1 protein-coding gene is annotated in these 3,553 nt (G+C 68.8%); it reads left to right on the top strand.

Annotated features, from left to right (window positions below; all coding sequences use genetic code 11):
* Window positions 1–3,553 (top strand): SDR family NAD(P)-dependent oxidoreductase (locus ACFU74_RS36560; RefSeq protein WP_380764447.1); only part of this gene is annotated, 3,553 nt, incomplete at both ends.

Here is a 3,553-nt window from a genome sequence, read left to right as displayed (position 1 = left end):
CCCCGGTCGACGTCACCGACGCCTACCCCCTCCTCGCCGACCACGGCTACACCTACGGCCCCGCCTTCCAAGGCCTCACCGCCGCCTGGCGCGACGACCACCACACCTACGCCGACATCACCCTCCCCGAAGACCTCGAAGCCGACGCCTTCGACATCCACCCCGCCCTCCTCGACGCCGCCCTCCACACCATCGTCCTGGAGGCGCTGAACTCCCCAGGTGGCGAGATACCGGTGCCGTTCTCCTGGTCCGGAGTACGCCTGCACGCCGTCCGCGCCACCTCCCTCCGCGTCCGATTCACCACCACAGGCGAGAACACCTTCGCCATAACCGCAGCCGACGCCGGCGGAACACCCGTGGCATCAATCGACGCACTGACGCTCCGCCCCCTCCCGGCCGAACAACTCGCCGACAGCACAAAGACCCTGCACGACAGCCTCTTCCACATCGAGTGGACACCCCTCACCCCGCCCTCGTCGGTGACGGAGCCAAGTTGGGCCTGGCTGGACACCGAGCACTTCCCCCTCACCAACGGCGAAACGATCACCTCCGGCGACCGGATCCCCCGCTACGACAGCATCACCGCACTCGCCGAAACCCTCGACACCAGCGCACCCACGACCGTTCTCCTGCCGTGCGTCTTCCAGCCGCTGGCCACCATCGAAGAACTCCACCAGGCAACCCGCCACCTGCTCACCCTCATCCAGCAGTGGCTCACCGACGACCGCCTCACCACCACCCACCTCGCCATCTGCACCCGCAACGCCATCGCCACCCACGACAGCGAAGACGTCCACGACCTCACCGCCTCACCCCTCTGGGGCCTCATCCGCACCGCACAAAGCGAAAACCCCAACCGCTTCACCCTCATCGACCTCGACACCACCCCCACCAACCCCCACACCCTCCACACCGCCCTCACCACCAACGAACCCCAACTCGCCATCCGCGACAACACCATCCACGCACCCCGCCTCACCCGCACCACCACCCCGGCAAGCACGACCCCAGCAGCCTTCAACCCCGACGGCACCGTCCTCATCACCGGCGGCACCGGCACCCTCGGCAGCCTCCTCGCCCACCATCTGGTCGCCCAGGGACACACCCAGCTCCTCCTGGTCAGCCGCAGCGGCCCGAACGCCGAAGGTGCCGACCAGCTGCGCCAGGAACTCACAGACCTCGGCGCCCACGTCACCATCACCGCCTGCGACACCGCCGACCCCGACCAACTCGCCGCCCTCCTCGCCGACATCCCCAACGAACACCCCCTCACCGCCGTCATCCACACCGCCGGCGTTCTGGCCGACGCCACGGTGGAGAACCTCACCCCCGAGCAACTCGACACCGTCCTGAGCCCCAAGGCCGACGCCGCCTGGAACCTCCACCACCAGACCCAGCACCTCGACCTCGCCGCCTTCGTCCTCTACTCCTCCGTCACCGGAATCCTGGGCAACCCCGGCCAGGCCAACTACGCCGCCGCCAACACCTTCCTCGACGCCCTCGCCCACCACCGCCACACACTCGGCCTACCCGCCACCTCCCTCGCCTGGGGACTCTGGCAGCAGTCGAGCAACCTGACCGGCCACCTCAGCACCGCCGATCTGGCACGCATGAGCCGCACCGGAATGGCTCCCCTCCCCACTGCGGACGCCCTCGCGCTCTTCGACCACGCCCTCACCACCACCCACCCCCATCTCCTCCCCACCCGTCTCAGCACCACCGCCCTCCAGACTCAAGCCCACAACGGAACGCTGCCAACGCTTCTGCAGGACGTCGTGCCCACCCGCCCCCGAAGCGCCGTAGCGAGTCGTCGGACGCACGTTTCCGGCGGCGACTCCGCCCTCTCCGAACGGCTCGCCCCGCTCTCCCCCGCCGGGCAGAGGGAATTCATCCTCGGCATCCTCGGCACCGAGATCGCCACAGTCCTCGGACACCAAGGGTTCGACACGGTCAATGCCGAGCATTCCTTCAAGTCTCTCGGGTTCGACTCACTCGCTGCGGTGGAGCTGCGCAACCGGATGAACAACGTCACCGGCCTGCGCCTCTCCACAACCCTGATCTTCGACTTTCCCTCACCGTCCGCCCTCGTCGATCACCTGCTGACCGAGCTCACCGGTACCGGCGAGACCGCGACGATCGCCCCCACAGCAGTGGTGACCGACGACGAGCCGATAGCCATCGTCGCGATGAGTTGCCGCTATCCCGGTGGAGTGCTCGGGCCGGACGACCTTTGGCAGTTGGTCACCGAAGAACTGGATGCCACTTCCCTGTTCCCCGATGACCGGGGTTGGGACGTCGACGCACTGTACGACCCGGAGCCGTCGAACACCGGGACGAGCTACACCCGCAGGGGCGGGTTCCTCGACCGAGCCGACCACTTCGACGCGGAATTCTTCGGGATCAGCCCGCGTGAAGCACTGGCCGCCGACCCGCAGCAACGACTGCTCCTGGAGTGCGCCTGGGAGTCGTTCGAGCGGATGGGCGTACGGCCGGCCTCGTTGCGAGGCAGCCAGACAGGCGTGTTCATCGGCCTGATGTACACGGACTACATGAGCCGGCTCCATCACGTGCCCTCGGAGCTGGAGGGCTACATGGGCAGCGGAAGCATCGGCAGTGTGGCGTCCGGTCGAATCGCCTACACCCTGGGTCTCGAAGGCCCTGCGCTGACGGTGGACACGGCGTGCTCCTCCTCGCTGGTCTCCATGCACTTGGCCAGCCAGGCCCTGCGCCGAGGGGAGTGCTCGCTCGCGCTCGCCGGCGGCGTCACGGTCATGTCCACCCCCAGCACCTTCATCGAGTTCAGCCGGCAGGGTGCACTGTCGGCGGACGGTCGGTGCAAGCCGTTCGCGGCGGGTGCGGACGGCACGGGCTGGGCCGAGGGTGTGGGGTTGGTGGTCCTGGAGCGGTTGTCGGACGCCCAGCGCAACGGGCACACCGTGCTGGCGCTGGTGCGAGGCAGCGCGGTCAACCAGGACGGTGCGAGCAACGGGCTGACCGCTCCGAACGGTCCCTCGCAGGAGCGGGTGATCCGCCAGGCCCTGGCGAGTGCTGGCCTTGCCGCCGACCAGGTGGACGCCGTCGAGGCGCACGGCACCGGCACCCGTCTCGGCGACCCGATCGAGGCCCAGGCACTCCTGGCCACCTACGGCCAGGACCGCCCCGCCGACCAGCCCCTGCACCTCGGCTCCATCAAGTCGAACATCGGCCACACCCAGGCCGCCGCCGGCGTCGCCGGCGTCATCAAGATGATTCTCGCGATGCGGCACGGGACCCTGCCCCGGTCCCTTCACATCGACGAGCCGACCCCGCACGTCGACTGGACCTCGGGCAGCATCCACCTGCTGACCGAGCAGACCCCGTGGCCGGTCACCGAGCACCCCCGCCGCGCCGCCGTCTCCTCCTTCGGCATCAGCGGCACCAACGCCCACCTCATCCTCGAACAACCCCCCACCACCGAGACCGACACCAGCGCCCCGGAAGAGACACCCGTCGACGGGCCCCAGGTGTGGCTGGTCTCCGGCAAGTCCCCTGAAGCGTTGGCCGATCAGGCCGC

Origin of the sequence: Kitasatospora sp. NPDC057500, from assembly GCF_042802195.1 — a bacterium.
Taxonomy (GTDB): Bacteria; Actinomycetota; Actinomycetes; order Streptomycetales; family Streptomycetaceae; genus Kitasatospora.
This window is presented reverse-complemented; position numbering and strand designations above follow the sequence as displayed.